We start from the raw sequence: 25,736 nt of genomic DNA, 5'->3' as shown, positions 1-25,736 counted from the left end.
GGATTTTTTATAGTTAGGTTAACAGTATCCTTCTCGATACAAGTCATCTGTATCCCTGTCGCTTAGATGAAAAAATATTACGTTATGTTGTTGAACATGGTTCTTTTTCAGGGGTAAGACTTACTTTTAACTGTTTGGAGGACATCGGGTAGCCTAGATAATAACCTCGGGCTTGTTCGCAATTTAACGTTTTCAAAATTGACAACTGTTGAGCATTTTCAACCCCTTCAGCCACGACATTAATGCCAAACCCTCGCGCGATATCAATAATACCAGACGTTATGGCTCTAGAACGATAATCATCTTCTAACCCATTGATGTAACTGCGGTCGACTTTGATTTCATCTACATCTAATTTGCTAAATATACCAAAAGAAGTGTAACCAACACCAAAGTCATCTATCGAAAAGGACACCCCTTGTTTTTTTAACGTCTGAACAGCGATTGCACACTGATCTATATCTTTCAAAATAGCGGTTTCAGTGATTTCAAGACAAAGTAAGCGAGCAAACTCGGGATCCTTTCGTAGATATTCATCCAGATGGTTCATGTCATCAACGCTATTTAGCTCTACCGCTGAAATATTGACCGAGACACTATTAAGCTCATTCCCTAGTAAACCGTTAGCCCTAAGTTGTGACGCAGTCTTCTCTAGAACTAACGTAGTCAAATCACGACAAAAATGATTTTCTTCTGCTAGCGCGACAAAGATATCCGGTGAAACGACACCATAGCGCTCATGCGTCCAACGAGACAACACTTCCACGCCAGCGACAAATTTACTTTCAATGTTGTATTTAGGCTGAAACACAATATCAATCGCTTTGTCATCAATCGCTTTACGTAATTCTTGCACCATCTCTTGACGTTGACGTTCAAGCTCAGTGAGTTTTGGGTCATGAAACTCAATCGTATTCTTGCTTTTTTTTGCTTCAGTTAAGGCGTGGATTGCTGATGCCATAAGTTGCTTGGCATTATTTCCATCAGAGGGGAATAGAGCAGCGCCAATACAACAAGTGGCGTTGATATCATAACGATAAGCACATTGGTTAAATCTACGATGTACGAGAGAAATGTAGGATTCAATATCTTCCTTATCATCGAGTTTGACTAAACATGCGAAACCATCGGAATGTACCCGTGACGAAAGTGGTTGATGCTCAATAGGAAGTTCAATCGATCAGGCGATGTCTTTTAAAAATAAATTCGTATTTTCGAACCCAATCTGATCAGCTACAGATTTGAAGTTATCAATGTCGAGTAAGAAGAGGACATAATGGTCACTGGCCTGGGATTTTTTTAGCCTTTTGTTTAAATATCGATAAAAAACGGATGGGCTATGAAGCCCAGTGACACTATCAAGATCGTTAGCGCTCTCTAAATCTCGATTATTTTTCCGAACCATTACCCATAACAAAGCAGACGTTAGAATGATAAATACCAGGCCTTTGACTGTCTGTGCTAAGGCGTGTTCTCGCAAGTCATTTGATAGTGATTCAACCGCGAGATCAGAAAATAAAACCCATAAAGATGACAGTATTAAGTAACTGAATACTATGTTGGCCGGATATCTTTTTGTCTTGTTCATCGTTAGCTGCTATCTCTCAGTCTAATGTGTCATGACTTATATGTTATAAATTGCTCATAACGTAGCACCAACATAAATCGCAATCTACCGCTCGCGTTTTTATTTTTAACTTTTGTTTACCGATTTTCGTCATCACTCTGCGCGACGAAAACCTTTTAAGGCTAAAACATGGCAAGAACAATTTGTGTGAATATTAGCTCTTAGCCAAACTAAGAGCTGCCAATCGCTTTTGTTGATGTCGAGTAACTGTCATATGACTCTTCAATCACAATTGTATTTCGTCCTTTAAGCTTTGCTTGATAAAGCGCCCTATCAGCGCGATCGACACAGTCTTTCCACTTTTCATTTTCTGATAACAAGCCAATACCAAAACTAGACGTAATTGTTAGAGTTGGTTGTTGCTCAAGTTTGATCTTCTGAATTGCTGAGCGTAATTTCTCTGAAAGGGCTGCGGCTCGCTCCAGGTTCGAATTAGGTAACCAGATAAGAATTTCATCACCTCCAAGTCGGAAAAGAATGAGATAAGCTGCAGAGCAATGAGGAAAAATTGTTATATCGTTATGCACCTCATATAATTTATTAAAGGTTAAAATAACTTAGAAATAACCAATAAATTAATGATTGCCCACTATTGATAAAATAACTACCCCTGCTAACTAAAATCCCCATTCGTTTTGTCAGCGAATGGGGATTTGTTTATCTAAACAATTGGTCACAAGCTTGAGCTCTGTAACGTCAGTCTGATCAGACTTGAGAAACAAGCGACTCTTCGGTTTCCAAATCAAACAAGTGACACTGTAGCGTGTTAAAATGGAGCACGGTCTCTTCGCCACTGTTTGCAATGCGATTCGCATCAAACGGAACACGCGCCACCAGCTTGTCAGATCCAACTTTAAAGTAGAGATAAAGCTCGTTACCCATAGACTCGACAACATCAAGCCTGTGCGTTTGAGTATTCACCTCAGACAATGGAGCATCGTGATTGGCCAATTGAATATGCTCAGGGCGAACACCAAACCACAGCCACTCTCCTGCTTTTTCACGAGCGATAGCCTGCTTATCTTGTGGTAGCGTCCAACGTGCACCACTTTCCGATACCACGTTCATCACACCGTCAATCTCGTCCACTCTCACCTTGATAAGGTTCATGGCTGGCGAGCCAATAAAGCCTGCGACAAACTTGTTCGCTGGATACTGATAAAGATTCATCGGCGTATCGACTTGCATGATCTCACCTTGATTCAATACACAGATACGATCACCAAGAGTCATGGCTTCCACCTGATCGTGTGTCACGTAGATCATGGTGGCATTCTGTCCTTCTTGCTTCAGGTTATTGTGTAGCTGCGCAATGCTGACACGCGTTGAAACACGCAGCTTAGCGTCTAAGTTAGACAGAGGCTCATCAAACAGAAATACATCTGGCTTGCGCACCATCGCACGACCTAGAGCCACACGCTGCCTTTGACCGCCGGACATTTCACCCGGCTTGTTATTTAGCAGATGTTCGATATCCAACGTCTTGGCTGCATCTTCAATACGTTTATTGATTTCATGCTTTGGCAGCTTCTGCTGCTTAAGGCCAAAAGCCATATTTTCGTACACCGACATGTGCGGATAAAGCGCGTAATTTTGAAACACCATGGAGATGCCACGATCTTTAGGTGGCAGCTCATTCACACGCTTGTCGCCAATGTAGACATCGCCTTCTGAGATATCTTCAAGGCCTGCGATCATACGAAGCGTCGTGGATTTTGCGCAGCCAGACGGCCCAACAAACACCATGAACTCACCTTCGCGAATATTCAGATCGACACCGTGCACGGCCTTAAAACCATTTGGGTAGGTTTTCTCTACCCCTCTCAGTGTGACTTCAGCCATAACCTGTCCTTAAATCAATTCGTTAAATACTATCTTTAGATTCTGTCGTTAAACGCTTAGGCTGCGTTCTTGCAGTTGATTGAGCTCAAAATGGGCAACTGATGCGATAACCAGATCCGCCACAGGTTCTAACTCGCTCTGTTGTGCGGTTCCTGTCAGCACGCCAACATTGCTTGCGCCTGCGTTACGTCCAAACTCCATATCTGAAACCGTGTCACCAAACATGATCACTTCGTGTGGCTCAATACCGCATTGTTCACAGAATGCATTGAGCAGTGCGGGCGCTGGCTTCGGTTCGATATCGCCATCGGAGTAACCGACATAATCGAACATCTCGCTCAAACCCGATTGCTCGAGCGTGTAGATGGTCGAGTCTTTGGTGTCTGCGGTCGCGATGCCTAAAATCATGCCTTGTTGCTTGAACAGACCAAGCTTTTCAGTCACTCCCGGTAGCGCTTCAATCCAGCCTGGGTTCGCTTCCACTTCGTCATTGAACGCCGCTTTGGTCACCTTGGTAAACTCAGTAAGCGAGACATTGGGTTGCAGCATGTTAAACCACGCTATCGCGGTATCTTCCACTGGGTTTGAAGCTAATAGTCCATAGTTATCAACCACATCACCTTCCACACCAATGGCCAAGAGTAACTCAGCAGGTGTGACAGTTTGATTACCTTGATGCTGGTCACTGTATGATTTCACACGCTCACAAGCACCACGAGAAACGTTGAGCCACATCTTGTGGAACTCTAACAATGTGCCGTCTTTATCAAATAACATCGCCTTAAACTTCATCACGGCTCATTCGCTCCATTAGTTCTCCCCAAGTACGCACTAGGGGTTGGTTAAATTCTGGTTGTTTACCGTCGAATACGGCATTGATGCAGCCTTCAAATTCATTCTCATTCGATGAAGATTGAGTGCTGTTCGATCCTATTGAGAATGGAAGATCTCCACGACGAATATCGACGCGGCTCCAACGATACCCTTCTTCGATATGGATACTTTGCAGTTCATCGTTGAGAGCGATTCGATCTACGATCTCGCCATCAACTACGCACTCCGCGTAGTAAGGGCTTTCTGAATCAGTGACTGCGATACGATAAGTAAGTGCCAGCCCTTGAGAGTCGTTACCTGGCAGCAAGTCTCCCAAGTTGATATCAAACTTCAAGCCGCAACGGCGCTCCAGATAGACTTGTCCGTTACGCAAACCAGACAAGATGCCTTCGCCACTCAAACCGTGGCTGTAAACGAAGGTCGATGGGTCGCCATAGATGGAAGGCTCATCTGATTTCGGATTACGCTCATGAGGCTCAAGGTGTGAATCACTGCCGCCAATCGCAGTAATGCGCTGGCCACAATTCCACATTTCATTGAGAACCAATAACGCCTCTTCGGTCGCTTTCGGCGAGGTTGACCAAGTAGGGTCGCAGCACACTTCAAACGTAGACACTTGGCTGAGATCCACTTGATCGTAATGCCAATGCCACGGCTTCATCATTGGGTGATTAATGCCAAGGGAGCTGTGTCCATTTCTAACTAGATTTAATCCGGCTTCCATGGTCGCTTGGCTGCTGTGTTCAACGTCCCTCAGGTCTAAAGACTTAACTGGGCCATGAACATTGAAGTGTCCTAGGTCTGTCGTTACTTCTAACGCGGGTAAGAACAAGCATTGCTTTGATACAGGCAGCTTAGGTTGGCAGATGTTGTGCTCGGTAAAGAAGAAGAAATCGAGCCCTTGTGATTCGACAATATCTTTAGCCGCTGCCAAGGTGTTATGGCCATCTGAAAGCTGAGTGTGGGCGTGTAAATCACCTCGATACCAGCGAGAGTCAGAACTCAGCATGTGGCTGTAATCGAACTCGATATCGTGATCAGTGGTGACCGTTGGGTTCAGCTCTAACTCACTCTCAATTCCGTCAGTACCTAGCTCATTAGAATGATTAACTAACTCATCAGAATAAAGCACATCGACTTGATATTGCATCGCGCGCTCGGTGCGAAACTCACCTTCGAGATTGTAAAGTTCTAAGAACCACTCGCCCGATGAAATGGCACCATCAATCGCGCCTAACCCGGAGTCTTGCTGTTGGATAGTGAGTGACTTGTACGCTTTTTCAAACAGCACCTTGCCACGAAATGCTTGGTTGGCATCGTATGCCGCCGCGTACAAGAATCCTTTTTTCACCGTCGTGCCTGTAATCACTACGCTGTGAGAACCTGTTGGCACATCGAAAGGGATACGTACTCTGCCAAACGGCAGCTCACCTTGAAATTGGGTCATTGTCTTCACCAAATTCGTCCTAATTGAAGGACAGGGTCAAAAGAGGCCCACCCGAAAAGATGGGCCTTTGTTAGTTCATCGTTCGTTGTTCGCTATTTATAACTAGGAACTAGAAGCTCATAGCTAGCGACGAATTTTAATCACGAGCGTTTACTGATTAAGAACGATTAGCTCGGTCTAGTGCGCGTTGCGCTTTCTTAGCCGCTTGTTTTAGCGCTTTGTCAGCAGGCACATTTTGGATTTGAATCTGATCCGCGGCTACTTTCAACGCATCCATGATCTTACCGTTAGTAGGGTCTAGGAAGTCTTTGGTCGCCGTGTTTGCTTGCTTCAAAGGAATCAGAGCTTGCGGATTCTCTTTAGTGAACGCTTGGTATTCTGGTACTTCAGAAACGCTGTTACGCACTGGGATATAACCCGTAAACATTGACCATGCTGCGGTGTTCTTCGCATTGGTGTAGAACTCAACGAATTCGAACGCGCCTTTCGCTGCCGCTTCATCTGTGCCTTTTGGCATCACGTAAACCAGCGCACCCGCTTGTGGCGCAGAAGGGTTTGATCCCCAACCTGGTTGTGTGGTGGCTGAAAGTTTAGTGAAGTCCAAGTCGCCTTGGTCGCCCGATGAACCGGTGTAGCCTAGTGCGTTGTCTTTCATCACGTCATCAATGGTTTTGTACCAGTATTCCCAGCCTTGACCGCCGTAGTGAATGCGCATAATTTGATCATCGTGGATCCACTTACGGAAGCTGTCCCACACCTCAACCCATTCAGCCGAGTCAATTAACACTGTTTTTCCATCATCACTGATGATCTTCGCGCCGTTAGAGAAAGCCGCGTCAATCATGTTGTCTTGACCCCACATCGGCTCCCAGCCATAAAAAGTCACTTTGCCTTTCTCATCACGCTGTGTGACTTTTTCAGCGACCTTAGCCACGCCTTGCCATGTGTTTAGGTCTTGCTCAGTAAAGCCGTTGTCTGCCAATACCTGCTTGTTGTAGTAGAAAACTTGAGTTGTGCCGTAAGCAGGCAAGCCGATGATGGTGCCATCGTCTGCCGTCACTTGATCTTTAAACGCGCCAATGAAATCAGAGAAGTTGAACTCTTCATCCATGAAAGCCGTTAGGTCGCGGCTCAAACCACGTCCGTGCATTGCTTCCGCACGACCTGAATCTAGCAGCACAAGTTCCGGTGCCGTTTTCGACGCCAAGCCTGCTTGCAGTTTCTGGTAGGTTTCTGTGTAGTTACCTTGCAATGCTGGCTTCACCACATACTCATCTTGGCTCGCATTGAACTCTTCGATGAGCTTAGTCATCATTTGCTGTGGCTTAGTACCACCGGAATACCAAAAGTTAACTTCGGTTGCGGCAAGAACACTGCTAGAGAACATAGACGCACTTGCTGCGCCAGCACACACTAGTGCGAGAGTTTTTAGTTTCATTTCCGTTTACTCTTTTACGCCGTTATCGGCGATACCTGAAAGAATCGTCTTTTGACAAATGACGAATAGAATTAACAAAGGCAATACTGCAATGGTGCTCGCCGCCATGATTTGCGACCAGTTCAATCCATAGTTACCTTCGGCAATAAAGTAGTGACGAATCCCGGTCGCAATCAGGTTAAGATCCTGAGTGGTGATAACCAGACTCGGCCACATGTAGCTGTTGTAATTGGTAATAAAAGTGATGAGGAACAGTGTTGCGACTGCTGCTCGGCATTGCGGTAAGATGATTGCCCATAAGATTTTGAGCTCACCTGCACCATCAATTCTTGCCGCTTCAATCAGCGACGGATGCACCTTGATAAACACTTGGCGTAGATAGAACACTCCGAAAACTGATGCCGCGTTCGACGCCACCAATCCCATGTGTGAATCCAACAAGCCCAGTTTTGCCAAGGTGATATAAGACGGAATGTACGTCACTGCGCCCGGCAGCATGTAACAGCCCATCACGATGAAATAGAGCACTGTCTTCGATCGAAATTTCAACTGAGTTAGCGCGTATGCAAACATCGCCGAGTTCACAATCACCAACAGCGTAGTGAACAAAGCCACGCTAAAACTGTTGAAGATGTACAAACCAAACGGCGCGCTGTGAAAGGTTTCGACAAACGTTTCCCAACGAAACTGCTCTGGAATCAAGTTCAGCGGACTAGCAAAGATTTCATCATTGGTTTTCAGCGAACCAGACAACATCCATAAGAACGGGAACACCATAATGGTTCCGCAGGTCGCTAAGAACAGGTGCTTAGCCAGTGCGATAAACGAACGACGAACCACTGAGCTTTTCTTTGACGCAATCTCTGATTTGGCCGCTTTCGTTTGGGTTGTGACTTTAGATTCAGCCGCTCTTTGATTTAAGACTTGATTGGCATCCAATACTTGCGTGGTCATAATTCTGTCCTTTCAAAAATCGACTAGTAGTACACCCAGCGCTTGCCGATGTAGGTATTAATAAGTGCCAACAATCCAGTAATCAGGAATATCACTAACGATGTTGCGGCCGCAGGTCCCATTTCGTAACGCTCAAACGCTTGTTGGTAGAACAAGTACAACAAGGTACGAGTCTCACCGCCCGGCCCGCCTTGCGTTAGGATCTGAAACTGATCGAACGCCTGCATTGCCGTGATAATGTTGACCACCACTAAGAAGAATGTGGTTGGGGAAATCAGCGGCAGCGTTATCTTCAAAAAGCGCGTTAAGCTACTGCAACCATCAATCAAAGAGGCCTCATACAGTGACTCTGGAATCTTGTTGAGCGCACTGATGTAAAACAGCATCGTCCAACCAATTGCTTGCCACACCGTTACGATAATCACCGCAATCAAGGCTGTGTTACCGTTCTCTAGCCATGGAATCGCGCTAAACCCTGCCGACTCCAATAAGTGGTTTGCCAAGCCCGATTTAGTTTCAAAAACCCAAGACCAAACAATCGACACCGCGACCGTTGGCGTGATCCAAGGAGAGAAGATCACCGCACGATAGAACTGACTACCCTTGAAGTTTTTGTGCAGCAACATGGCAAACACAAGACCAAGAATGATGGTGGGGATCACCACACCAACAGAGAACCAAAACGTGTTGAGCACCGCTTGAATAAACTCGTAGTCCTCAACCATATACTCGTAATTTTCTAAACCGATGAACGAATAATCTGGCGAGATGTAATCCCAATCGGTGAAGCTGATATAAATTGAATAACCAAATGGTACGAGCCAAAAAGTAAACAGTGGCACCAACAACGGAGCAGTAAATAACAGTACCTTTAAGCGGTTTTTCATTGGTTGTGAGAAAGCACTCATGGTGACCTCGTCCTTATTTGTATGCGGTTAAACTAAGTGTTTTTTATGACAGGTTAGTAAGAGCGCCCTTCATTTTTTTTATGGCTATCCATAAGAAAATGTTTACTCCAGTTCACCGTCTTCCATCTGGTGATAGAGCCAATCACAGAAGAAATTCACCTTTGCGCTGCGACTGTGTTTGGTAATGAGATAGTGGGCAGACTCGGCAGGCATCGACGAATCACTCGCCAGTACAAGATCGTTTTTCTTTAGCAACTCAGACACTGCGAGCGAACGCACCAGCAATATTCCAATGCCATGTTTGACCGCCTCTAATGCATGCAAAGAGTTACTCACTTCGAGCAAAACCTTAGGTAATGTCATTTCGAATTGGTTATGCCCAAGCCATTGCAGCCAGTTCTCTCGGTAGCCTTTCACCTGAACCGTCGGCAGAGCAGCGAAGTCGGGCTTGCTGAGTAATTCTTGATGAGCGACTTTGAATTGAGGGCTACACACCAACTGCCAATGCTCCTGAAACAGTCGCTCGCAATGAGTGTCTTCGCTTTCAACCTTGCCATTGGTCAGTTCGATATCGATATTCTGACAGGGGGTAGTTGATGGCCAGTCCACCAGCTGAATATCGAGCCTGATAAAAGGGTATTTTTGATAAAAGGATGGCAGGCGAGGTAACAGCCAGTTATGGCAAAAGGTATGGTTAACGCGCAGGCTTAACACGTCGGTTTCTTTTTCCCCGAACAGGATTTGAGTCTGTAGCTTCAAGTGAGCAAGCGAGCCCGCAACAATCGGTTGATAATGTTGAGCTGAAGAGGTCAGCTTCACGCCTTTAGAGCTGCGTTCAAACAAGGTGGTATCGAGAAAGGCTTCTAAACTTTTGAGCTGCTGGCTAACCGCAGCTTGAGTCACACAAAGCTCTCGGGCAGCGGCGCCAATGGAACCAAGACGAGCAACAGCTTCGAACGCAACAAGGGCGCGTAGAGGGGGTAACATGGCTTCACCTGATTGAAATAAAAGTGAAAAATACTTCAATCAGGTTTCAGTTTTTTGCGGTTCTAGTTACAGATTAATGACGAAGGGACATTGATCAGATATTTATGATCAATGTCCCTTTTCTTTTATTTCTTATTTCTATTTTTATACGTAATGCCTTCGCTTCGTCATATCAGAGCTCGCATCAGGCTTATCTATTCTTTGATATAAAGATCCTTTGAATAGATGCGCCCTTCAACGTTGTTCTTAGCAAAACCACCGACACTTGGTCGCACTAGGCGAGCCTGCATGTAGTAATAGATTGGCGCGATAGGCATATCTTCAGCCAGTAACTGCTCCGCTTGATCATAGAAACCTTGGCGATCTTGCTCATTGGTTGCGGCTAATGCGTTGTCCATCGCTGAGTCGTACTTGTCGTTGTTGTAACGCGCAAAATTACCCGATGACTCTGAGCGCAATAGGCTCAAGAAGGTCGACGCTTCATTGTAGTCACCGCACCAAGACGCTCGCATTACATCAAAATCACCTTGGCGACGTGATACTAGGTAAGACTTCCACTCTTGGTTTTCCAACTCAACTTGCGCGCCTAGGTTGCCTTTCAGCATGGATGCAATCGCCACCGCAATCGACTTGTTCGACTCACTGGTGTTGTAGAGCAATTTGAAATCCAATGGATTAGCTGCATCGTACCCCGCTTCTTTCAGTAGCTCTTTTGCTTTTTGGTCACGTTCCTTTTGAGTCCATGTGCTGTATTCAGGCAGAGTCGCATCAAAGCCTGCTGTGTATTCATGAGCAAAGGTATAAGCCGGCAAGTTACCCACCTGAGTGACGCCATTGGTAATCACATCACGCATCATTGAGTAAGACACCGCTTTACGCACTCTCGCATCATCAAACGGAGGTCGTGTGGTATTGAATGCGTAGTAATAAGTACACAGTAGAGGGACGGCGGTATAAGCGTCTTGATACTTTGTTTTCAGCTGCTGCGCCATATGTGTTGGTACGTCAGAAGTGATATCAACCTCGCCCACCGCATAACGGTTAATCGAGGAATTTTGGTTCTCAAACGGAATGTAAGTCACTTGAGTTAGGTTCGTATCTGAACTGTCCCAATAGTTAGGATTCTTCTTCAGTTCAATCCGTTCGTTAACCACCCACTCGTCTAAAACAAAAGCGCCATTCCCCACAAACTGCTTAGGATCGCTCCACGGCTTGTCGCTGTTTTCTAGCGTTGTCTTGTGAACTGGCATCATTGAGGTGTGGCCTGTCATCGCCACCAAGTAAGGCACTTTACTATCAAGCTCGAACTTCACCGTGTGCTTGTCGACAGCAGAGATACCTAACTCTTCAACGGGCTTCTTACCTTCCGCCACGTCAGCAATATTGCTGATTTGAGTAAGTTTAAGATACCAAACATTCGGCGAAGCCAGTTTCGGGTCGACCGCTCGTCTTATCGCATACACGAAATCATCGGCCGTCACTGGATCACCATTCGACCATTTAGCATCTTTACGCAGGTGGAATACAAACGTCTGGTTGTCTTCGGTTTCCCAAGATTCCGCAACACCTGGGGTGATATTGCCATCACGATCTTGAATCACTAACCCTTCAAATAGGTCGCGTAGAATGTGCATTTCGGGCAAGCCTTCTGCCTTCGCCGGATCGAGTGTCGCCGCTTCTGCATCATTAGCGCGCACCAAGTGTTGCTCTTTCGCCAGAGAAGTTCCGGCAGGCAATGTTTCAGCAACGGCAGTCACTGAGATAAAAGGGGTCAATAAAGATGAAATGATTAAAGCCGTTGAATGTTTCTTAAAATCCATGTTTTTTTGCTCTCCTAGCCTATCTTTGAAGCAAAGTAATAAAATTAACAATGCGACGGTTGACGAGTTTTGACGCTATGGTTTATTTAATAGAGGTCATCTAAATAGTAGTGACTATTTGATAGTACTTGATCAATCAGGAGATTAAGGTGAGTTTAATTCCAAGAACGGAAAGAGCTGCGTTTTCGATAAAGCCGCTGTCATATGGAAAATCGGTGTTGGGCGCACCCTTGCTCTACTTCCCCGCGCAAATAGAAAGCGAATCTCGCGGGCTAATTTTGGCAGGCACACATGGTGATGAAACCGCATCTATCGCAGGTTTGTCTTGCGCCCTAAGAAGTTTGCCTGCCGCCAACTTACGACACGATGTGATCCTGTCGATGAACCCAGATGGCAATCAACTAGGCACTCGCGCTAACGCTAACCAAGTCGATTTAAACCGCGCCTTTCCGACTAAAAACTGGACAGAAAACGGCACTGTCTATCGCTGGAGTTCTCACTCACCAGTCAGAGATGTAAAAGTAAAAACGGGGCAAGCCGATCAGCTTGAACCGGAAGTGCAATCGCTTATCAACCTCATCGAACAGCGCCAACCCAAGTTCGTCATCTCTTTCCACGAACCACTCGCTATGGTCGACGACCCAACCCAATCTGAACTCGCCATTTGGCTGGGCAAACAGTTCAACCTACCACTTGTCGAAGACGTCGATTACGAAACCCCAGGCTCATTCGGCACTTGGTGCCAAGAAAGAAACCTACCGTGCATCACCGTGGAGCTACCGCCCGTTTCAGCGGATCTGACTATAGAACAGTATTTGGATGCGTTTGCGAAGGTGTTGGGGTGTGAGGAGGTTGGTTAGACAAGCACGTTTTTTGACATTCCTGAATCTATGATTTGAAGATAATCACTTCGATACATTTATTAAAGATTGCGATAGTAATGCTAAGACAAAAAACAAATACATATTTAAAGAACCAGACATATAAAAGCCTGGCTCTTCCAATACGTTAGCATTGATTAAATTATTAGACTTGTTATTTTACAACCTCTTCTTGACGCTTCAGTTTACGAATCTCTTTCGCTGCAATAAGAACGTCATCATCCTCATCTTCAAACGGATCTAAATCATCATTTACAATAGTAGTAGAGTCGCCACTAGGAATGCTCGTTGTTCTTGGGGCATCTTGGTAAGTACCAACTAAAGAGCTGAAGGCTTGATTCAGTAACTGCTGTCTTTCTGAATCAGACAGCTTCTTCTTCGATGAGTGTGCATCTTGACTCTCTATGATGAGAAATTGAGCGAAAGTTTTATAGAATGGGTCAGAAAAGCTGTAATTATGAGAGTCTTCATCAAACTTTAACAGTTCACCGAACTCTTCTGTACAAAGCTGATCTAATGCCTTAGCTAATTGTGTTTTTTTGAGTGAATATTCGTTTAGTACCGACGCATCAACTATTTTACTAATGTCCGCATCATAACTATCCATTTTCGCCATAATGTATAGAACTTCCTGTGAGTTCTTGACTTTAAATGCGTTGTCGAAAGCACGCTTTATAGTATCGGATTCAATTTCTAGATACTCGCGCTGTGCGTACTTTAAATGAGAATAGTCTAATACATAATCATCTTGACGCCCTAGTAGGTTAGTTTCCGTTAGACCTTCGGATTCACACATTAGTTGGCAAAGTTGATGGCAAATTGAGGCTACACCATTCGAGTGGTTCCATACTTCGTCATATATGTCAGGCTCAACTGTTATGTTTAATAGGTTACAGCCTTGTTCTATTATTTTATGGATCTCTTTTTCATTCATCAATGGAACTTTAAGCTCTGATACTCGACGGCGCATTTCAGAGTCATACTGAACAACTTGCCTAGCAGTATTTACAGCCCCAACAGCAATTATCTTTAGGTCAGGGTAAACATCAGAATGGTCCATAAAAACTTTCATCAATTGAGATAATTGTTCTTTATCCGAATCTTGAATCTTATGAAAATCTTCTAGTACCCAACAAAGCCCAGCCTCACCGATCATTTTAGCTAGACTAGACCCCGTAAGTTGAGGCGGTAAAACGCGCTTCGTTTTAGCTTGAGTTGATGAGTCATTGTTACCACCAATTTGAGCTTTAATAAGCTTAATGTTTGCTACGATGGTACCCTTCACACTGTTTTTTTCAATCTGAACAGTTTCATCTAGATAATATGGACAAAGTTGGTCAAAAGCATCCAGCATGACATTTTCAAATGTCATGCCTTTCATGCAGTTAGTTTTGATATGTGAACTATAGACTTGTTTTAGTTTATTCTCGATTAGAGATGTCTTTCCTGAACCGGAATGTCCATAAATTACGACTTGTTTGCCTTTAGTTTGTAGAGCTCTAACTATTCTCGTATTGATTTGCTTGCGCTCTATGAAGTTAACTTTCGCAGGAGAAGCTGGTGTGAAAACGTCATTTACCTGGTAATTTTTCATTATAAATCATGCATACTGTAAATTAAGACTATGCATCATAATACTCAATATGGCGCTATACAATCAGTTGATAATATAAGTGTGGACTTATTCATGGTTATCCATTGATAAATAAAGGCTATATGTTTAATTGGTGAGTATTAATGCTATGAGCTTCAGTTAGGTAAAAGAACCTGGAGGCCACTAATGACTCACCGAGCTCGAAAACAAGTTGATAATCACCACACCAGCCAAAATCAAAGCGATGCCAATTATCGCGAAAATATCGAGTTTTTGCCCGTAGACCAACCAAGACAAAGCTGCGACTAGCACTATCCCTGCCCCACACCAAATCGCATACGCCACACCCAAGGACATGGTTTGCACTGTGAGAGACAACAGATAAAAGGCACAGCCGTAGCTAGCTAATACCGCGGCAGTAGCAGGTAAAGAAGTAAATTGCTGCGTTTTAGGTAATAGAGAAGTTGCGACAACTTCAAGCACGATGGCCAGTGACAGCATCACTGGAGGTGGGAGAGATAAAAGCATGTTCGAGTCCACAACAATAAAATACGGCGCTCAGAATATTGTAGTTTTATTTCCAATTCATGCGATTTTCAGTAAGCAATTATTATGACGTACCCTAAAATGTCTTAATCAAAAAATTCACTGAATAGATCTTAGGTAATTCATCTTTATACAAAATAAAAGAGCCCGCTAACACATGGCTAACAGGCTCTTTTTCAATTGAGTAATCTAGGTAGCTAGTCTATTAAAAACAAGCCGTAACGCTTAGTTTACTGACGTAGAGCCTCTTAAAATATCGCGCTTCACTTCACCTTTCAGATCGGTCAAGGTTTGCTGGTCGATATCGATCAAGAAGTGGTCACTCGCTTGGCCTGTTGCGAATTTTTCAAGAATCACGAACAAGCTACCAAAACGAGAGCGGAACACTTCACCAACCGTATATTGGCCAAGGTCACCCAGTTCAGAATCCACCGTGCCATCAAACTCTGAAAGCTCTCGACTTAGCAACTCGTATTGGCGCAGTTGTGTTTCACCGATATCACGGAAAGCCAGTTCATCTGCATTACGTAGTCGGTAGAAGTCGGTTGCAAGAGTTTCACCTTCCCATGTTGCGAAATCTTCAAGCACTAGACCTTCTTGAGATGCAATAGCGTCAGCTTCAACTTTCGCTGCTTGCCAGTCTTGTTTAAATTGCTCGTAGTCTTCTACGCCATTTGCAACACAACCCTCGACTGGATAATTCATTTCATCAGCTAGCTGACAAACCGTAAAATTGGTTTCTAGCTGAGACATGATCATCATATCTTCACCGTTCATGCGCATGATCATTTTACGCATTTCGATTGGCCAATCACTAGGAAGGAAACGCAGACGCGTTAACTCGCGGATATGCCAATCAGTCAGTTCGTAGTAGCTCTCTGAATCCAAAATATCTTTGTTCCAGATTTTCGCTTGTGCTTCTGGGTCTCCGATTGCAGCTTGAGTAAGATATTCATGCTCTTCTTCATAGTGACTGAATAGCTCGTTGTAACGTTTAACTTGATCGATAACGACGGTTTCAACTTCGATTTGGTTATCCGGGCGAATGTTCAGCAGCTTGTAAGCTGGGATGTAACCCGCTAGCGATGGCGCTTGGATGTTGAAGAGTGTGTGTTGAACACCATCAATATTGAAGCTCTTCTTACCCGTATCATTAAAGTGCATGTGACCGCCAACGTGAATGTTTAAACCAGTCGCTGCCAATGCTCGGCTGGTATTGTCATCTGGTTCACGAGCCAATTGATGGCTTCCTTCTCCAAACAAGTCTTCAATCTCTTCAGAGGCACCGTTGTAGAAATCGGTCATTGGGAAGTGTGAGAAAGAGACCAGAGTCTTATTCTGTTCTTTCGCTGCTTTTACTACATCAGAGATCCAATCGATCACATGTTCTTTGTGGGTCAGCATCATGTTGTAGCCAGCACTGCTTGAGCCATCAAACGTATTTCCATCTAAAGAACTATCAGACGAACCTTCTTTGGGACGATAAACATTCGCGTCGATTGCCAACAACCAAAGTCCTTTCACAGGCTCTACTAAGTAGCTGGTATCAGGCACTTCAGAACAGCTTGAGTAACCGCTCGCTTTGTAACTGCCTCCAGTGCCTTCGTAACAGATCTCGTACATACGTTTGTCAAAGGCCGCTTCTTCTTTAGCTAAGTCATAGCTGTAGTTAGCACGAGCTTGGTCACTACTGTAAGGCGTTTCAAAGTAGAGATAATCTTGCTGAGGATAGAAACCGTGAGTACCAAGGATACTCATGATCTCTTCATAACCCCACTCACGCACTTCTTCAGTACAAATGGTATCGAGGTTGTCACCGGATCCAGGAATGGTTGTCCACTCATCTTCATAGCCAACACACTCTTCTTTACCGCGGCTGTAAATACGTTGGTTCTTGCCCCCTTCACCTAAAAAGTCGGACTTACCCGCAGGGATAGTAAAAGGCCTCACTGGATCGTGGTTGCCAGGTGCTGCAAAAAACTCAAGGCCGTACGTGTCGCGGTAGTGATCAAAAATGCTTACTAAACCACGCATATGAATGGGTTGGCCGTCATCACTGAAGTCACCCGGCAGGGCTACGTACTTCACGCCACGCTCAACCACATCATCTAACGCCGCAATCATCGCGAAGTAGTTTTCGTTGAATAGACGAGTAGAGTTCATCTGAGACTCCATCGTTCTGATCGTTGCATTCTTACCACTGATTGCATTCGGCAACCCTGCGAACGAGCCGTCCTGAAAATCACCGTAAACATCATGGAAATGGATATCAGGCATGAACGCCACTTGCACTGCGCTATCCATATTGCCGCTGTCATCACTTGGTGAACTTGAATTGCAACCAACCAGATCTGCTGCTATCAAGCCTGACAGTACGGTCAATGTACTCTTTTTCATTTTCTCTTCCCAAAAAGTTAGAACTCAAAATTTGGCGAGGAGATTAGGTGAGTAAAATGACACTATTGTTTCTGATATCTTACAAAACGTCGTATGCAGAGTGCTTATGCGACATTGCTTCAATCATTAAAATTCAATTAGTTAGTAACGATTATAAGTATTGATAACTCTATCGTAGGAATCAGTTATTAATATATAAGCTGCCATAACACAACCACTCAAATATCAATGACAACTATGCATTCAGACTATTTGGATAAGTAGTCCTCCATCAAAACCCGACTCGATCTGAATAAAGTAATTACTGGGAACGGAGAGCAGATCTTTATACTAACTATTACAAATACGTAATAATCATTTTCTATTTAAGGGGATTATCAAAACTCGCACTCACACCTATACTAGCTCCAACAAAACGAGAGAGCGGAAATAATTAAGCTCAACTACTCTTAACGGGTTGAAGCTAATTGCACAGTTATCCGCTGTACTGACATATATAGGAAGCATCCAATGACAATCGAAATTAAACCTGGTCAAACTCATATCAAATCAAAAGCAATGGTTGCATGGGCAGCTGGCGAGCCACTAAAAATGGAAGAAGTTGATGTACAACTTCCTAAAGCGGGTGAGGTTCTAGTTCGCATCGTTGCTACTGGTGTTTGTCACACTGACGCATTCACATTATCAGGTGACGATCCAGAAGGTATCTTCCCTTCAATCCTTGGTCACGAAGGTGGCGGTATCGTTGAGATGATCGGCGAAGGCGTTACAAGTGTTGAAATTGGCGACCACGTTATCCCACTTTACACCGCTGAATGTGGCGAATGTAAATTCTGTAAATCGGGTAAAACTAACCTATGCCAAGCGGTTCGTGAAACGCAAGGCAAAGGCCTAATGCCAGACGGTACAAGCCGCTTCTCTATTAACGGCGAAACAATTTTCCATTACATGGGTTGCTCTACTTTCTCTGAGTACACAGTACTTCCAGAAATCTCTCTAGCAAAAGTAAGCAAAGAAGCACCACTTGAAGAAGTTTGTCTTCTAGGTTGTGGTGTAACTACAGGTATGGGCGCAGTACTGAACACAGCTAAAGTTGAAAAAGGCGACAACGTTGCTGTATTCGGCCTAGGCGGTATCGGTCTTTCTGCAATCATTGGTGCTCGCATGGCTGGTGCTAACCGCATCATCGGTGTAGATATCAACGAGAGCAAGTTCGATCTAGCAAAACAGCTTGGCGCGACTGACTGCATCAACCCGACTAAATTCGACAAGCCAATCCAAGACGTTATCGTTGAGATGACAGACGGTGGTGTTGAGTACTCTTTCGAGTGTATCGGCAACGTAAACGTGATGCGTCAAGCACTTGAATGCTGTCACAAAGGTTGGGGCGAATCAGTCATCATTGGTGTTGCAGGTGCAGGTCAAGAGATCGCAACTCGTCCATTCCAACTAGTGACTGGTCGTGTATGGCGTGGTTCTGCTTTCGGTGGTGTTAAAGGCCGCTCTGAGCTTCCAGAAATCGTTAACCGTTACATGGCGGGTGAGTTTGGTCTTCAAGAGTTCATCACTCACACAATGGGTCTGCAAGACGTAAACGAAGCATTCGACCTAATGCACAAAGGTGAATCTATCCGTACTGTTCTACATATGGATAAGTAATTCTCCTTGGTCTCGATACTTAGGTGTCGAGGCCAAAGTTATAAAGGAAAAGCAACAAACTGTCTTCACCACCTCCTGCCCGGTGGGTGGTGAAACTTTAAATGATATAGACACGTTATTCCCCAAACCATCAACCTAACGGAGCACAATAGATGACAATCGAAAACATTAGCCAAGCAAAGGTTGCTGGTGGTTGGCACAAACAATACACCCACTTTTCTGCAACGCTTGACTGCAACATGCGTTTTGCGATTTTCTTGCCGCCTAACGCAAGCAAAGAAAACCCAGTTCCTGTTTTGTATTGGTTATCAGGCTTAACCTGTACCGATGAAAACTTCATGCAAAAAGCCGGCGCATTCAAAGCCGCGGCTGAGCAAGGTATCGCGATTGTCGCACCAGACACTAGCCCACGCGGCGAAGGCGTTGCCGACAATGAAAACTACGACTTAGGCCAAGGTGCAGGCTTCTATGTGAATGCCACTCAAGCACCATGGGACAGCCATTACCATATGTACGATTACGTGGTGACAGAGCTACCAGCCTTGATTGAGTCTTTCTTCCCTGTGACTTCAGTGAAATCAATTTCGGGTCACAGCATGGGCGGACACGGTGCCCTAACGATTGGCATCAAGAACGAAGATAGCTACCGTTCTATCTCGGCATTCAGCCCAATCACCAACCCAATGCAATGCCCTTGGGGACAGAAAGCATTCAACCAATATCTAGGCTTAGATATTGAAGAGTGGAAACACTACGATGCCTCTGAGCTTCTAAAAACCAAAGGCACTAAGCTACCAATGTTGGTTGACCAAGGCGAAGCGGACAACTTCCTGATTGAGCAGCTTAAACCTGAGCAATTAGTCGAAGCGGCTAAGGTAACCAATGCCGATTTAGAGCTACGTATGCAGCCAGGTTACGACCATAGCTACTTCTTCATCTCGAGCTTTATTGATGAGCATATTGAGTTCCACGCAGCTTACCTAAACAAGTAGTCACACCGATTTAGCCCACACCTTGCAAAAGCGTGAGGTGTGGGCTTTTTTGTGCCTGCGGTTTGCTTACATTCATCAATCTAAACCGAGGGATGTTCGCAGAGAGTAGTGAACAAAGATTTAAAACAAAAAGTTATGAACAGTGTGTCAATTCGTTCAAACTTCCTAACAGACAGGTGATGCCTTCACTTATTCATACTCTTACAATCAGCAAATCAAACCTGTTACCATAGCGTCTTCAACATCACCTATTTTGAAGGTTGCTATGAAAGCAATTAAGACTCTTTTCTTCCTGATGGTTTTATTGAGCGGTCTGTTTACCGCTTGGCTGTTTATCCCGATTCCAGCGACCATGGACAAGCAAACGCTTGACGTTCCATTAACGGAACCGTTCAAGCTTGTGGCGTATCGCAGCAACCCGAATGATGCCAGTAAGCCGCTGACTTACCACTACTATGTGATTTCTGATGTGGTTGGCGTGGACGACATGGACCCGTTTCTGATTACCACAGACCAGTTCGTGAAACTTGGCGAATTCGACGAGAACACGTTCAATTTAACGGTTAACGGCAAGATTGAGAGCTACACCAACGATTTGTGGATCAAAAAATCTGACGGCAAGCTTCAGCACTGGTACGTAAGTGTTGATGCAAACTATATTCGTTAGAATAGACCTTAAATAAGATTTACCTTCAGACTGCGCTTTGGCTTCCAAGCGCAGTTTTTGTTTCTAGCCGCCGCTTTACACTCTCCCTCACTTTTACCCACCACTGCCGTGCTCTTAAAAATGCTACAACAGAGCAGGTTTTATAAGCTCTTGAGATAAGATAAGCTCCACCTATGCTCGACTCCCAATAAATCAAAAATAATAAAGGATCACCCGTGGAATTTACGCTCGACAAATTTAACGGCATCATCATTGACCCAGCAACAGCCCCTCACGATGCTGACTCATTCAATGCCGAACTCAGCGAGATCACCGAATTTTCAAAGCAGAATAACAAAGGCATCATTTGGATTAGTTTACCTATTTCACTCTCGCACCTTATTCCGGTGGCGACTGAGCTTGGCTTTGTGTTTCACAACTGTCTAGAAGACGAAATTACGCTGATCCACAAATCCGAGATTGTAGAGTTTGTGCCTTTCATCCCTACCCACACCTTGGGTGCTGGCGCGTTGATCACTAACGAACACAACCAAGTGCTGATGATCAAAGAGCACGGCATGACAGGCTACAAGTTACCTGGCGGCCATATTGAGTTGGGTGAAGGCATTGAAGAATCGGTAGTTCGAGAAACCTTGGAAGAGACAGGTATCGAAGCAACGTTCGTTTCTGTGGTTGGCATGGCGACAAGACACCCCTATCAATTCGGTAAATCAAACCTCTACTTTATTTGTCACCTGATAGCTCAAACTCAAGAGATCGCGATTCAAGACACTGATGAAATTGCAGAAGCTAAATGGATTGATGTTGAAGAGTATATTAACAACCCCGACAGTTACCCGTTTAACCGCCAATTGGTTGGTTCTCTGATAGAAAAGCAAGGTTTGGAACTCACTCAGCTAGAAGGTAACTATGGCCCTGTCCACAAGCCCGAAATCTTCTTTTCGAAAAGCTAGAGCTATTCAAACATAAAAACACCCAACTCAAATGAGTTGGGCGTTTTGGTTTCTAGCTTTTGTTTTTCTTAATTAAGCCAACTGCGTTGTTAGTTATTCTTTGTACCCATGATTCATTCTCATATTTTTAGAGCGAACCTGTATTAGAAGAAGCCCAACGGATTAGTATCGTAGCTGATCAACAGGTTCTTAGTGTTTTGGTAGTGGTCGAGCATCATCTTGTGTGTCTCACGGCCGATGCCTGATTTCTTATAACCACCAAACGCGGCATGTGCTGGATAAGCATGGTAACAGTTCACCCAAATACGCCCCGCTTCAATGTTGCGCCCCATGCGATACGCTAGGTTTGCATCACGCGTCCACACGCCTGCACCCAAGCCATACTCGGTATCATTGGCGATCTCTAACGCTTCTGCTTCATCTTTAAAGGTAGTTACCGCGATAACAGGGCCGAAGATCTCTTCTTGGAATACACGCATCTTGTTGTGCCCTTCCAGCATGGTTGGCTGAATGTAGTAACCGTTGCCGAGATCATCTGGTTGCTGAGCGATTTCACCACCTGTTAGCACTTTCGCACCTTCTTGACGACCGATTTCTAGGTAGCTCAAGATCTTATCAAACTGCTCTTTTGAAGCTTGTGCGCCAACCTGAGTATCGGTATCTAGCGGGTTACCTTGTTTAATAGTTTGAGCACGCTCGACTACCTTGGCGATGAACTTGTCGTATACCGATTCATGAATCAACACACGTGATGGACAAGTACACACTTCACCTTGGTTGAAGAACGCAAGCAGCATGCCTTCAACACACTTATCTAGGTATTCATCTTCATGGTTAAAGATGTCTGGGAAGTAGATGTTTGGAGACTTACCGCCAAGCTCAACCGTTGATGGAATCAAGCTTTCAGCCGCACATTTCAAAATATGATGCCCAACTTCTGTCGAACCGGTAAAAGCTAGCTTCGCCAAACGATCGCTGGTTGCTAACGCTTGACCCGCTTCGCTACCAAAACCATTCACGATGTTGACCACGCCTGCTGGTAGAAGGTCAGCGATCTTCTCCATCATCACCAAAATCGATGTTGGTGTTTGCTCGGCGGGTTTCATTACCACACAACAGCCCGCAGCAAGTGCTGGAGCCAGTTTCCAAGCCGCCATTAAAATCGGGAAGTTCCAAGGAATGATCTGCCCCACCACACCAATAGGTTCTGGGAAGTGATAACTTGCGGTGTTTGAATCTAGCTCTGCTGCGCTGCCTTCTTGTGCTCGGATACAACCCGCGAAATAACGGAAGTGATCAACAACCAAAGGGATATCCGCCGCTAGAGTTTCTCGTACAGGCTTGCCGTTTTCCCATGTTTCAGCAACAGCGATTTCTTCAAGGTTCGCTTCAATGCGGTCAGCAATTTTAAGCAGAATGTTCGAACGTTCAGTCACACTGGTCGAAGCCCAACTTGCACGAGCAGCGTGCGCCGCATCAAGTGCCAAGCTAATATCCGCCTCGGTTGAACGTGCCACTTGGCAATACACCTGACCATTCACTGGGGAAATGTTATCAAAATACTCGCCGCTAACAGGCTTCACCCACTCGCCACCGATAAAATTATCGTATTGCGCTTTAAAGTTAACCACTGCGTTATCACTACCCGGCTGTGCGTAAATCATAGTTAGATCCTTCTTTAATTTTTAGTCGTTGTTCATTCGTTGTTGAGCTTATGTTGTCGAGCTAGCATGGCGGCTTCCCTTGAGAACAGATCTCGTGAGAAGAAAGCTCGTAAGAAGAGAGCCACCATGTTTATACTTTCTGTTTAAAACACTGATACTTCGTGTTTTCTTCACAACAGTAACAACGCAAATCACACGCCAGAACTTCAAAACTTGTTGTTAATAAATTGTAAAACTATGATTACCAAACGTTTACAACCCAAAGTGAGTTGGCATTGAACGGACGTATGGAAACCACTCCAATGTTCAACTGTTCCAATTTGGTACACCCTCACTGTTACGACATGGAACAGTCATGCACCTTCAACAAGCAAACACCTCAGATTGGCTTTCGTCCTCTTGGCACCGCAGCACAGAAGCGGGTCTAAAACAGAGACGACTTCCCGAAGACATTCGCCTACCACAATCGATTCTTAAGCAGCGACGTCATCAATCGTCTGACTTGATTCAGATCGTCGAACGCAATGCGCTACCTCTGTTTAATCAGATGTTTGCACGCACTGACAGCCGCTTGATTTTGACCGATATTGAGGGAGTGATTCTGGCGAGTTGGGGACAGGAGCGGTTTAAAGAGAAACTAACTTCGATTGCACTCAGCTCAGGGGCGTGTTGGCAGGAACAACTTAAAGGCACCAACGCGATTGGCACCGCGATTGTTGAAGCCAAGCCAGTATCGATCATTGGCGAACAGCACTTCATCCACCAGCATCGTTTTATCAGTTGCTCAGCGAGCCCGGTGTTTGATCACCAAGGTCAAATGGTGGGCGTATTGGACATCACCAGTGAGCAGCAACAACACGATACTTCGGTACAGCTACTGGTTCAAAATATGGTTCAGCTTGTTGAAAATCAGCTACTGAGTCATATCCCACAAGGCACCACTCGTATTGACCTCGCGTGTGAAAAATCGTTGTTACACAGTGGTTGGCAAGGGATAGTGATAGCGAACGAAGCTGGCGAGGTAGTGGCGCACAATCAAGTTGCCTCTCAACTGCTGGATCAAACCTCGATCGTCGGCGAGTGCATCGACACTCTCTTCAACCGAACCTCATTAGACACGCCCTTTGTGTTTGAGAAACAGCATCTCAAACAAACAACGACCAAGCGCACGCGTTCCATTTCAGCATCGTGCGATTTGCACCATGGCGAACAACAGATAGAACACGCTTGGCAGCAAGCCAACAAGGTTATCGACAAAGGAATCAGCCTATTAATCCTAGGTGAAACAGGGGTTGGTAAAGGCGAATTTGTTAAAGCACTGCACAAGCAAAGCCAGCGTAAATCTTCACCCTTAGTAGCAGTAAATTGCGGGGCGCTACCGAAAGATCTTATCGAATCTGAACTGTTTGGCTACGCGCCGGGGGCGTTTACGGGCGCCAGTCACAAAGGTTTCCAAGGCAAGATCCGCCAGGCAGATAAAGGGATCTTATTTCTAGATGAGATAGCCGACATGCCTTTGGAAGCTCAATGCCGATTGCTGCATGTTCTGCAAGACAAATCCGTAGTGCCTGTTGGCTCAAATCAGAGCTACCAAGTCGATTGTCAGATCATCGCCGCGACGCATAAAAACCTAGAACAGTTAGTCGCAACTGGAGAGTTTCGACAAGATCTCTTTTATCGCCTGAATGGCTTGGCCTTTACTCTGCCAAGCTTGCAACACCGACAAGACAAACACGCCTTAATCGAGCACATTCATCGTAAATACGCCGAAGATGAGCAAACAATCTGCCCGCACTTAATGAGCTTACTGTGCGCCTATTCTTGGCCGGGCAACATACGTGAATTAGACAATTTACTTAAGGTCGCCGCCCTACTCGCGAGTGATGAACCACAGCTCACCTTAGAGCACGTGCCTATCCACCTTGCTCAACATCTCACGTCATTAGCGCAAGATAATCAGCATCAACTGACGACTCCTAATACCATCAAAGGCACAACGAATAACGATTTAAGAAGTACCGTTGAAGAAACCTTGCTGCAAACCTATCAAGCCAACCAAGGCAACATCAGCAAGACATCTCGAATACTGGGCATCAGCCGCAATACCATTTATCGAAAGCTAAAGAGCTTGGGGATTCTTCAATAAAACATGCACAATGATTTGGTTCCTCAGATTGAACATGCAACGCATAAATACACACTTTACAAGTGGATATAATGCGCTTCGGATTAAATTAAAGCGTGACCAAAGTCACGTAATGAGTAATCCATATTCAGGACACTCTCAAACTACAACTTCTTGATTTACCGACAAATAAATATCATCAATAAATTTAAAAGATCAATGAATACAAATAGCTAATGAAATAATTACGGCCATTTGCTTGCCTTATAGAACTCGCCCACAAGATATAAATCTGATCACTATGCAATCCTATTTATAATTTTGATCACCCTATTCTTTTTGTGTTCATTATTTTGAATTTTCCATTCACTTATCTTGTTTAAAATCTCTGGAAAACTACC

Annotated in this window: 18 protein-coding genes and 2 pseudogenes; 6 read left to right on the top strand and 14 right to left on the bottom strand. The window is 44.8% G+C overall.

Annotation, left to right across the window (positions count from 1 at the left end; all coding sequences use genetic code 11):
- Window positions 1–82: 82 nt before the first annotated feature.
- From OCV36_RS17250 to OCV36_RS17205, 10 genes and pseudogenes are all read right to left on the bottom strand, one after another.
- Window positions 83–1,588: pseudogene (locus tag OCV36_RS17250) on the bottom strand (putative bifunctional diguanylate cyclase/phosphodiesterase).
- 209 nt (window positions 1,589–1,797) lie between these two features.
- Window positions 1,798–2,103: pseudogene (locus OCV36_RS17245) on the bottom strand (GGDEF domain-containing protein); the annotation flags it as partial.
- A gap of 229 nt (window positions 2,104–2,332) precedes the next feature.
- Window positions 2,333–3,469, bottom strand: a complete 1,137-nt coding sequence (locus OCV36_RS17240) for an ABC transporter ATP-binding protein (RefSeq protein WP_135457025.1) — start codon at window positions 3,467–3,469, stop codon at window positions 2,333–2,335.
- Window positions 3,470–3,517: 48 nt separating this feature from the next.
- Entirely contained in the window at window positions 3,518–4,261 is a 744-nt protein-coding gene (locus OCV36_RS17235; RefSeq protein WP_135457112.1) for an HAD family hydrolase, read from the bottom strand.
- Complete coding sequence (locus tag OCV36_RS17230; protein ID WP_135457023.1) at window positions 4,251–5,750, bottom strand: CehA/McbA family metallohydrolase; 1,500 nt, start codon at window positions 5,748–5,750, stop codon at window positions 4,251–4,253. The genes OCV36_RS17235 and OCV36_RS17230 overlap by 11 nt, the downstream gene beginning before the upstream one ends.
- Before the next feature lie 157 nt (window positions 5,751–5,907).
- Window positions 5,908–7,188 carry an extracellular solute-binding protein gene (locus OCV36_RS17225; protein ID WP_135457021.1) on the bottom strand — a complete coding sequence of 427 codons (1,281 nt, stop codon included), beginning with the start codon at window positions 7,186–7,188 and terminating at the stop codon, window positions 5,908–5,910.
- A 6-nt stretch (window positions 7,189–7,194) separates the two neighbouring features.
- Window positions 7,195–8,142, bottom strand: coding sequence for a carbohydrate ABC transporter permease (locus tag OCV36_RS17220; protein ID WP_135457020.1), 948 nt, complete (start codon window positions 8,140–8,142; stop codon window positions 7,195–7,197).
- Window positions 8,143–8,165: 23 nt separating this feature from the next.
- Window positions 8,166–9,050, bottom strand: a complete 885-nt coding sequence (locus tag OCV36_RS17215; protein ID WP_017074494.1) for a carbohydrate ABC transporter permease — start codon at window positions 9,048–9,050, stop codon at window positions 8,166–8,168.
- A gap of 102 nt (window positions 9,051–9,152) precedes the next feature.
- A complete protein-coding gene (locus OCV36_RS17210) occupies window positions 9,153–10,037 on the bottom strand; it encodes a LysR substrate-binding domain-containing protein (protein WP_135457018.1) in 885 nt (294 codons plus the stop codon).
- 194 nt (window positions 10,038–10,231) lie between these two features.
- Window positions 10,232–11,857, bottom strand: coding sequence for an ABC transporter substrate-binding protein (locus tag OCV36_RS17205; RefSeq protein ID WP_135457016.1), 1,626 nt, complete (start codon window positions 11,855–11,857; stop codon window positions 10,232–10,234).
- A 149-nt stretch (window positions 11,858–12,006) separates the two neighbouring features.
- On the opposite strand from OCV36_RS17205, the gene mpaA reads away from it, so the two are divergent.
- On the top strand, window positions 12,007–12,717 hold the full coding sequence (gene mpaA / locus OCV36_RS17200; protein ID WP_135457014.1) for a murein tripeptide amidase MpaA: 711 nt from the start codon (window positions 12,007–12,009) through the stop codon (window positions 12,715–12,717).
- A gap of 175 nt (window positions 12,718–12,892) precedes the next feature.
- Here the strand turns inward: mpaA and OCV36_RS17195 are convergent, their stop codons facing one another.
- From OCV36_RS17195 to OCV36_RS17185, 3 genes are all read right to left on the bottom strand, one after another.
- Entirely contained in the window at window positions 12,893–14,332 is a 1,440-nt protein-coding gene (locus tag OCV36_RS17195) for an ATP-binding protein (protein WP_135457012.1), read from the bottom strand.
- Window positions 14,333–14,515: 183 nt separating this feature from the next.
- Window positions 14,516–14,860, bottom strand: a complete 345-nt coding sequence (locus tag OCV36_RS17190) for a DMT family transporter (protein ID WP_102267801.1) — start codon at window positions 14,858–14,860, stop codon at window positions 14,516–14,518.
- 243 nt (window positions 14,861–15,103) lie between these two features.
- Window positions 15,104–17,275 carry a metallophosphoesterase gene (locus OCV36_RS17185; RefSeq protein ID WP_135457010.1) on the bottom strand — a complete coding sequence of 724 codons (2,172 nt, stop codon included), beginning with the start codon at window positions 17,273–17,275 and terminating at the stop codon, window positions 15,104–15,106.
- Between the two features lie 510 nt (window positions 17,276–17,785).
- Here OCV36_RS17185 and OCV36_RS17180 point away from each other — a divergent pair.
- From OCV36_RS17180 to OCV36_RS17165, 4 genes are all read left to right on the top strand, one after another.
- Window positions 17,786–18,934 carry an S-(hydroxymethyl)glutathione dehydrogenase/class III alcohol dehydrogenase gene (locus OCV36_RS17180; RefSeq protein WP_135457008.1) on the top strand — a complete coding sequence of 383 codons (1,149 nt, stop codon included), beginning with the start codon at window positions 17,786–17,788 and terminating at the stop codon, window positions 18,932–18,934.
- A gap of 152 nt (window positions 18,935–19,086) precedes the next feature.
- Window positions 19,087–19,926 carry an S-formylglutathione hydrolase gene (gene fghA / locus OCV36_RS17175; RefSeq protein ID WP_019821300.1) on the top strand — a complete coding sequence of 280 codons (840 nt, stop codon included), beginning with the start codon at window positions 19,087–19,089 and terminating at the stop codon, window positions 19,924–19,926.
- Window positions 19,927–20,191: 265 nt separating this feature from the next.
- A complete protein-coding gene (locus OCV36_RS17170) occupies window positions 20,192–20,593 on the top strand; it encodes a hypothetical protein (protein WP_019821298.1) in 402 nt (133 codons plus the stop codon).
- Between the two features lie 215 nt (window positions 20,594–20,808).
- Window positions 20,809–21,546, top strand: a complete 738-nt coding sequence (locus OCV36_RS17165) for an NUDIX domain-containing protein (protein WP_135457007.1) — start codon at window positions 20,809–20,811, stop codon at window positions 21,544–21,546.
- Window positions 21,547–21,689: 143 nt separating this feature from the next.
- Here the strand turns inward: OCV36_RS17165 and exaC are convergent, their stop codons facing one another.
- Window positions 21,690–23,210, bottom strand: a complete 1,521-nt coding sequence (exaC, locus tag OCV36_RS17160; RefSeq protein WP_017099114.1) for an acetaldehyde dehydrogenase ExaC — start codon at window positions 23,208–23,210, stop codon at window positions 21,690–21,692.
- A 355-nt stretch (window positions 23,211–23,565) separates the two neighbouring features.
- On the opposite strand from exaC, the gene OCV36_RS17155 reads away from it, so the two are divergent.
- On the top strand, window positions 23,566–25,356 hold the full coding sequence (locus OCV36_RS17155; protein ID WP_135457005.1) for a sigma-54-dependent Fis family transcriptional regulator: 1,791 nt from the start codon (window positions 23,566–23,568) through the stop codon (window positions 25,354–25,356).
- Window positions 25,357–25,736: the final 380 nt, after the last annotated feature.

This window comes from Vibrio echinoideorum (genome assembly GCF_024347455.1).
GTDB classification, from domain to species: domain Bacteria; phylum Pseudomonadota; class Gammaproteobacteria; order Enterobacterales; family Vibrionaceae; genus Vibrio; species Vibrio echinoideorum.
Note: the sequence above shows the minus strand (reverse complement) of the source record. Positions and strands in the feature narration are given on the sequence as shown.

Excerpts from the sequence above, each read along its gene's own strand:
- OCV36_RS17170 (WP_019821298.1), top strand. The coding sequence starts at position 20,192 with ATGAAAGCAATTAAGACTCTTTTCTTCCTGATGGTTTTATTGAGCGGT.
- OCV36_RS17220 (WP_135457020.1), bottom strand. The coding sequence starts at position 8,142 with ATGACCACGCAAGTATTGGATGCCAATCAAGTCTTAAATCAAAGAGCG.
- OCV36_RS17225 (WP_135457021.1), bottom strand. The coding sequence starts at position 7,188 with ATGAAACTAAAAACTCTCGCACTAGTGTGTGCTGGCGCAGCAAGTGCG.
- OCV36_RS17230 (WP_135457023.1), bottom strand. The coding sequence starts at position 5,750 with ATGACCCAATTTCAAGGTGAGCTGCCGTTTGGCAGAGTACGTATCCCT.
- OCV36_RS17215 (WP_017074494.1), bottom strand. The coding sequence starts at position 9,050 with ATGAGTGCTTTCTCACAACCAATGAAAAACCGCTTAAAGGTACTGTTA.
- OCV36_RS17155 (WP_135457005.1), top strand. The coding sequence starts at position 23,566 with ATGCACCTTCAACAAGCAAACACCTCAGATTGGCTTTCGTCCTCTTGG.
- fghA (WP_019821300.1), top strand. The coding sequence starts at position 19,087 with ATGACAATCGAAAACATTAGCCAAGCAAAGGTTGCTGGTGGTTGGCAC.
- OCV36_RS17190 (WP_102267801.1), bottom strand. The coding sequence starts at position 14,860 with ATGCTTTTATCTCTCCCACCTCCAGTGATGCTGTCACTGGCCATCGTG.
- exaC (WP_017099114.1), bottom strand. The coding sequence starts at position 23,210 with ATGATTTACGCACAGCCGGGTAGTGATAACGCAGTGGTTAACTTTAAA.
- OCV36_RS17240 (WP_135457025.1), bottom strand. The coding sequence starts at position 3,469 with ATGGCTGAAGTCACACTGAGAGGGGTAGAGAAAACCTACCCAAATGGT.
- OCV36_RS17195 (WP_135457012.1), bottom strand. The coding sequence starts at position 14,332 with ATGAAAAATTACCAGGTAAATGACGTTTTCACACCAGCTTCTCCTGCG.
- OCV36_RS17180 (WP_135457008.1), top strand. The coding sequence starts at position 17,786 with ATGACAATCGAAATTAAACCTGGTCAAACTCATATCAAATCAAAAGCA.
- OCV36_RS17205 (WP_135457016.1), bottom strand. The coding sequence starts at position 11,857 with ATGGATTTTAAGAAACATTCAACGGCTTTAATCATTTCATCTTTATTG.
- OCV36_RS17210 (WP_135457018.1), bottom strand. The coding sequence starts at position 10,037 with ATGTTACCCCCTCTACGCGCCCTTGTTGCGTTCGAAGCTGTTGCTCGT.
- OCV36_RS17185 (WP_135457010.1), bottom strand. The coding sequence starts at position 17,275 with ATGAAAAAGAGTACATTGACCGTACTGTCAGGCTTGATAGCAGCAGAT.
- OCV36_RS17235 (WP_135457112.1), bottom strand. The coding sequence starts at position 4,261 with ATGAAGTTTAAGGCGATGTTATTTGATAAAGACGGCACATTGTTAGAG.